The 3,231-nt window shown below is 43.6% G+C and carries 4 protein-coding genes and 1 pseudogene; all 5 read right to left on the bottom strand.

Annotated elements, in window-relative coordinates; translation table 11 throughout:
- Positions 1 to 98 precede the first annotated feature (98 nt).
- A pseudogene (locus tag ISF27_RS12980) lies at positions 99 to 266 on the bottom strand (integrase DNA-binding domain-containing protein); the annotation flags it as partial.
- 80 nt (positions 267 to 346) lie between these two features.
- The gene (locus ISF27_RS12975; protein ID WP_002590584.1) at positions 347 to 550 is read right to left on the bottom strand and encodes an excisionase; all 204 of its coding nucleotides are present in this window, start codon (positions 548 to 550) and stop codon (positions 347 to 349) included.
- A 451-nt stretch (positions 551 to 1,001) separates the two neighbouring features.
- Positions 1,002 to 1,262 (bottom strand): helix-turn-helix domain-containing protein, encoded by a 261-nt coding sequence (locus tag ISF27_RS12970; RefSeq protein ID WP_002590583.1) that lies wholly within the window; start codon positions 1,260 to 1,262, stop codon positions 1,002 to 1,004.
- Positions 1,243 to 1,674: an RNA polymerase sigma factor gene (locus tag ISF27_RS12965; RefSeq protein WP_002590582.1), complete on the bottom strand. Its 432-nt coding sequence runs from the start codon at positions 1,672 to 1,674 to the stop codon at positions 1,243 to 1,245. Before ISF27_RS12965 ends, ISF27_RS12970 begins: the two co-directional genes overlap by 20 nt.
- 536 nt (positions 1,675 to 2,210) lie before the next feature.
- The gene (gene rlmN, locus ISF27_RS12960) at positions 2,211 to 3,131 is read right to left on the bottom strand and encodes a 23S rRNA (adenine(2503)-C(2))-methyltransferase RlmN (protein ID WP_194611890.1); all 921 of its coding nucleotides are present in this window, start codon (positions 3,129 to 3,131) and stop codon (positions 2,211 to 2,213) included.
- Positions 3,132 to 3,231: the final 100 nt, after the last annotated feature.

The raw sequence follows: 3,231 nt of genomic DNA, 5'->3' as shown, positions 1-3,231 counted from the left end.
GCAATTCACTCCAACATCTGCTTCAATGTTTGGAGTAATTATCTCAAACGGATTGGAGTGAAACAATCCAACGAATTACTTCGCGCTTACGAAATATCTTCACGTTTTCCCGCCGGGGTCTTGTCGGTAGGTACTAACTTCCAAGCGTAAACAAATTGCGGGTTCCCAAAGGTATCTATATATTTGTAAGCATATCTTCCGTCTTTTCTCTGGCTCTCTCCTGTGCGTAAAATGCGGTTCCTGTTATCTCGTCTTTTCTCCGACATTGTTCGTCATGCTCCTTTCCATGACGGAAAGAGCCTTGATATGCTTGTATCTATTATACCACATTCAAGGCTCGATTTCACTATATAACTTCCAAAGTGTCAATGAATTTTTCAAACTGTTTTCGCTTGATTTGAATACGGTTGCCGTTCATAATCACCCACCCGGCAGCCGGGTTTTCTTCCGCTAATTTACGCAGCTTGTTTTCCCCGATACGGAAATATTTTGACGCTTCCTCAATGGTGAGCGTGTACTTCTCCCAGATAGGCACATCAGTAATATTCATTAAAATGTCCCCCTTTCAATAGAGTACAATAGTTTCAAAAGTAGAAAGAGAGCTTTAATCGGACGGTTATTAGCATAACCTCATGGGAATTGCACCCCCGCATGGTTCTCATGCAGCCCTACCCATTGCCTGCGACGCTCTTAACGCTCGGACTGTGGCTGTAAGGAAGTATCATTGTATATTTTGCGTGTCGTCGCCCGCAAGCCGCTACACTTGCTTTCCGGCGCGGTGTTGGTCGCTCGGCTGTCCGGGTGGGGATAACCTCACCCGGATAGCGTCATGGCGCACCCGCCGTATGGCTCGGCGCAAAAGGAACGTATCCGATTTGCCCTATGCTGCGCCGCCGTTATCTTGCGCCGCTTTCTTTGTCAAGGTTCAGAATGGCTTTGCTGCCGCGTCAGCAGCGGAACGGAAAAGGGGGAGAGAGAAAGCGTCCCGCCGCCGCTGCGGTTTATTCCTCTGCCTTAAAGGTGAGGACAGCCATCATCAGTTTTGCTTGCAGCCGTTCCCGAATGTCGTGGTCTACGCCAAAATAGACGTTCCCGCGCTCGTCGTACAGCTTCCGCATGGAGAGGCGGGCTATGTAGCCGCTGAAATGCTGCAAGACAATCTTCATAGCGTCCGGGTCGCCCTTTGTCGCTGCCAAAATGACAGGATAGGGAACAAGGGCTTTTTCCGGGTAGCCGGGTTCGTTACCATTCGTCCCATTCATCAGCATTTTCCTCCAGATATTTTTTTAGTAGCTCAAAAGAGCTTGTCCGCCTGTACTGTATCGTGCTTCTCGACGTATCGAACAGCTCCGCAATCTCGGTGTCGTTCATTCCCTCGAAATAGTACAGGAGTACGGCTTTGCGCTTTTCTTCCGGCAAAGTACGGATTGCTTCAAGAAGCAGCTTCGGCGTGATTTTCTTCCCGGCTCTTTCAAAGGCGGTTTCCCCTTTGAAATATTCATCAAAGGTATGAAGCTGCCGCGCTTCTTCTAAGGTCAAGTCGGAAAAGGTAATCTCCTTTGCCTTATGCCTGTGCAGCTCTTTGTGAGCGTCACACGCTTCATTGTGCAGTACCGTATTGCAAAACTTCTGGAAAGCGCACTGTTTTATAAACTCCCTGCGATTAGGTTCCACATTCTCACCCCCTTTCTCGTTGGAAAGTTGGTGGTGCTTCCCCCTTTTCGCGGGGCAATACTGCCTTTTGAAAAAAACGCCGAAGATTTTCGGATTTTTTTCAAAAAATTTTTTGAGCAGCAAAATACGCCTGTCCGAAAAGCCCGGACAGGCGTATAGGTATTGTAAGTAGTATTTAGATGATTAGACAGTTCATATTCAAGGGTGGAGAGGTTCCCGACGGTGGTCGGGCTTTTTTTGATAAGTCAATGACCGTCGGATTTTGTCGATAGGGTATGTGCTTCATGGCGGCTACCTCCTTTAGCCGCCGCTTTTAACAGTGATACCGCGTCATTTCATCAGAAAATAAAAAGAAACGGCGGCTTTGATTTTTCAAAGCTGCTGCGGAAATCAAAGAACGACAAGCAACAGTTCTGATTTTGCTCCAATATGGTTATTGGGGGCACAAATTAAAATCAAAAAAGAGCCGATAACAGCAGTATTTCAAACTGCATATTATCGGCTCTGCGTCTGTGCGTCTGGCTCTTTTAATTAAATTATTTTTGTTGTTTTTTGGCTTTATTATATGTATTAGCTAATTGTCCACAAGCTGCTTTAATCTCTCTACCATGAGAAACTCTCATGGTAACTTCAAGTCCTGTTTGCTCTAATTGATGTTTGAACGCAACCATTTCTTGTTTTTGTGGTGCTCTAATTTTTGAATTACTCGTCGGGTTGTATTGCAGCACGTTAATCATAACATTTTTGCCCTTAAACCATTTTGCAAGTTGCCTTATATCTGAGGAACGGTCATTTATACCTGGTAAAAGTAAATACGCAAATACCACTTTTCGATTATGCCTTTGTGAATAGGACAATGCTTGCTTAACAACATCTTCAATAGCGTACATGTGCATATGAGGAATGATACAGTTTCTCGCAGCCTGTGTTGCTGCATGTAAAGATATTGTCAACTGAATTTTTAGATGTTCTTCGCGCAATTTTTTTAATTGATTAACTGGACCAACTGTTGATACGGTAATGCCGTCGGTTGGAAAGTTAAGTCCATTTCTATCTCGAAGAATATGGATTGCTGCAATCAAGTTGTCGTAATTGAATAAAGGTTCTCCCATTCCCATAAAAACGATACGATTTACTTTTTGACGTATCAATATGACCTGCTGCACAATTTCAGACGGTGTTAGATTACGAACAAAACCATTGCGTCCGGACTCACAAAAAATACAGCCAACAGAACAACCAACTTGCGTACTTACGCAAACAGTCCCACCATCTCGCCGTTTAATAAAAACCGTTTCGATATACCTGTTGTCTTTCAATTCATAAACATACTTTTCAGTATCGCTACTTTTATAGACTTTTTTTGTTGATATTGATAGATTTTTTTTGTGAAATGGCTGTTTATATAATTCCGTATATAAGGCTCTTGCTTTATCCTCTCCAATTACTTCCGACATTTCTTTGTAAGTAGTGTCTGCTCAATAGCGTAGAATGCAATATTTACTGACAATAACGGCGGATTGCGGTATAATAAGTGCAAAGATTTTTGCAATTTCT

The organism is Clostridium vitabionis (assembly GCF_015351765.1).
Lineage (GTDB): Bacteria > Bacillota > Clostridia > Lachnospirales > Lachnospiraceae > Clostridium_R > Clostridium_R vitabionis.
This window is presented reverse-complemented; position numbering and strand designations above follow the sequence as displayed.